The sequence below is a fragment of the Streptomyces sp. NPDC059455 genome (genome assembly GCF_042750115.1).
Classification (GTDB): domain Bacteria; phylum Actinomycetota; class Actinomycetes; order Streptomycetales; family Streptomycetaceae; genus Streptomyces; species Streptomyces endocoffeicus.
On the sequence record NZ_JBHYVB010000385.1, the window covers coordinates 1,998 to 5,116 of the forward strand.

At 75.8% G+C, this 3,119-nt stretch carries 2 protein-coding genes; both read right to left on the bottom strand.

Annotation, left to right across the window (positions count from 1 at the left end):
- Positions 1 to 985, bottom strand: a 985-nt coding sequence (locus tag ACFXB5_RS52505) for an SWF or SNF family helicase (protein ID WP_385222953.1), incomplete at its 3' end; no start/stop codon positions are given.
- A partial coding sequence (locus ACFXB5_RS52510; protein ID WP_385222956.1) for a DEAD/DEAH box helicase occupies positions 982 to 3,119 on the bottom strand: 2,138 nt, incomplete at its 5' end. The genes ACFXB5_RS52510 and ACFXB5_RS52505, both read right to left, overlap by 4 nt.

Consider the following 3,119-nt stretch of genomic DNA (forward strand, 5'->3'; position numbering starts at 1 on the left):
ACGGCGGCGGGGGTGCGGCGGGCGGGGTGCCGGGCGGCGGGGGCACCAGCGGCGGCGTAGCGGGCGGGGGCGCGGCGGCGCCCCCCCCCCCGGCCCGCACCACGTCGCCCGCCCCCCCCCCCACGGGGCCGGCCCCGGGGGCTGGGGGGGGGCGGGCCCGCGGCGCCTCGGCCAGCAGCCGCTGGGCGCGTACCGCGGCGTCCGCCGCAAGGAACTCCAGCGCGGCCACATCCAGCCCCTCGGCCGGGTCCGTGCCGCCCGCCAGCGCCGGAGGACGGCCGGGCGCGGCGATGGTGGGCGGGGGAGCGGGCAGCGGGGGCTGACCGGGCGCGGCGAACGCCTCCCGGGCCGGTACGCCCTCCGGAGCCGGCGGAGCGGCGTCCTCCGCCGGCCGCGGCAGGTGCCGGGCGGCCCGCGCCGCGCTGCGCACCTGGAGCTCGTCCAGCAGCTCCCGCTCCCCGCGTCCGCGCATCAGGAGCAGCACATACGGATCCTTGTCCAGCAGCCGGGCGAGCTGGTAGCACAGCGCGGCGGTGTGCGGGCAGTGGTCCCACGCCTCACAGCCGCACTCCGGCTCCAGATCGCCTATCCCCGGCAGCAGTTCGACGCCCACGGCCGCCGCGTCCTCGGCCAGCTGCGGTGGCATGTCGCGGTCCAGCAGGGCGGCGATATGGCCGGAGCGGTCCGCGACCACCTCCAGCAGCCGGTCCCATTCCGCGTCGGTGAACTCCCGCAGCAGCACATCGGACCGGTAAGGCGTGCGGTCGCGGTCCCGCACCACGGCGGTGACCCGGCCGGGGCGTACGCAGACAGCGCCCACCGCTCCCTCGCGCGCTTGCTTGCGGCCGCGCTTCAGCTGCTCTCCGTCCAGTGCCGTGTCCTCCAGGGCCTTCAGCCACGCCTGGCCCCACCAGGTGCGGGCGAAGCCGCGGCCACGGGCGGGCGGCAGTGCGGCGAAGGTGCGCTCGGACTCGGTACGGCTCATCGTTCGGTCCCCCTCAGCTTCACGAGCTCCGCCAGCTCGGAGTCGGTCAGTTCGGTCAGCGCGCCCTCGCCGGAGCCGAGCACGGCGTCCGCCAGCTCCCGCTTGCGCGTCAGCATCGCGGCGATGCGGTCCTCCACGGTCCCTTCCGCGATGATGCGGTGGACCTGCACCGGCTGGGTCTGGCCGATGCGGTACGCGCGGTCGGTGGCCTGCGCCTCGACGGCCGGGTTCCACCAGCGGTCGTAGTGCACGACGTGCCCGGCCCGGGTGAGGTTGAGGCCCGTGCCCGCCGCCTTCAGCGACAGCAGGAACACCGGGACCTCGCCATCCTGGAAGCGCCGCACCATCTCCTCGCGCCGCGCCACCGGCGTACCGCCGTGCAGCAGCTGGGCCGACACGCCGCGCGCGGCCAGGTGGCCCTCGAGGATGCGTGCCATCTGGACGTACTGGGTGAAGACCAGGACACTCGCGCCCTCGGCCAGGATGGTGTCCAGCAGCTCGTCGAGCAGCTCCAGCTTGCCGGAGCGCCCGGGGACCACCGGCCGGTCCTCCTTCAGATACTGCGCCGGGTGATTGCAGATCTGCTTCAGACCGGTGAGGAGCTTGACGATGAGCCCGCGCCGGACGAGGCCGCCGGTGCCGGAGATCTCGGCGAGGATCTCGCGCACCACCGCCTCGTAGAGCCCGGCCTGCTCCTTGGTGAGCGCTACGGCCCGGTCCGTCTCGGTCTTCGGCGGCAGTTCGGGGGCGATACCGGGGTCGGACTTGCGGCGCCGGAGCAGGAAGGGGCGGACCAGTTTCGCCAGCCGAGCGGCGGCCTCGGGGTCGCTTCCGCTCTCCACGGCCTGGGCGTAGCGCCTGCGGAACGCGCCATGGGTGCCCAGCACTCCCGGCGTGGTCCAGTCGAGGATCGCCCACAGTTCGGAGAGGTTGTTCTCGATGGGGGTTCCGGAGAGCGCCACGCGGGCCTTCGCGCCGATGGTGCGCAGCTGCCGCGCCGTCGCCGAGAACGGGTTCTTCACGTGCTGCGCCTCGTCCGCGACCACCATGCCCCACGGCCCGGCCTCGGCCAGCCGCTGGGCATCGAGCCGCATCGTGCCGTAGGTGGTGAGGACGAACTCGCCGTCGTCAAGGCCGTCGAGGCTGCGCGCGGAGCCGTGGTAGCGGCGCACCGGGGTGCCCGGCGCGAACCGCTCGATCTCGCGCCGCCAGTTGCCCATCAGCGAGGTCGGGCAGACCACCAGAGTGGGCCCGGAGGCTTCGGGGATGCCCATACGGTGCAGATGGAGGGCGATCAGGGTGATGGTCTTGCCGAGCCCCATGTCGTCGGCGAGACAGCCGCCGAGGCCGATCGAGGTCATCCGGACCAGCCAGTCCAGGCCGCGCAGCTGATAGTCGCGCAGCGTGGCGGCCAGGGCGGAGGGCTGGGGCACGGGCGCCCGCTGGGTGTCGGCGGTTCCCTCGGGGTCGGCGAGGTGGTCCCGCAGGGCCTCCAGCCAACCGGTCGGCCGCACCTCCACATCGGTGCCGTCGGCCTCCGTGCGACCGGTAAGGACGGCACCGAGGGCGTCGGCGGGAGTGAGCTTGCGGTCCTGCCGGTCCCGGACGCGGCGCGCCGCCTCGGGGTCGAGGAGGACCCATTGGTCGCGCAGCCGTACCACCGGCCGGCTGGCCTCGGCGAGCCCGTCGAGCTCGGCGTGGGTGAGCTCCTGGTCGCCGACGGCGAATCGCCAGCTGAAGCGCAGCAGCGCGTCGGCGGAGAGGAAGGCGGGGAACCGGGGCCCGGCGCCGTCCTGAGTCTCGTCGTCGCCGTCCGGGCCGATGACGGCGCGGGCGGTGAGCCCGCGGGCCAGTTCCCTGGGCCAGTGCACCTGGACCCCGGCGGCGTCCAGCGCCCCGGCCGCCGGACCGAGCAGCTCGGTGACCTCCTCGTCGGCGAGGTCGAGGGCGTCGGGCACGGCGGCCGACAGCAGCGGGGTGAGTGGCGCCCAGGCGCGGGCCCGGCCCCCCCGGGGCCGCCGGGCGTGCCACTGGGGGCGCGGGCCGAGCGGCGGGGGGGGGGGGGAGGGGGCCGCCCCCACCGCGGCGGCGGCCGCCGCCCGCCCCCAGTACAAGGGCCGGCGCGTAACGGTCC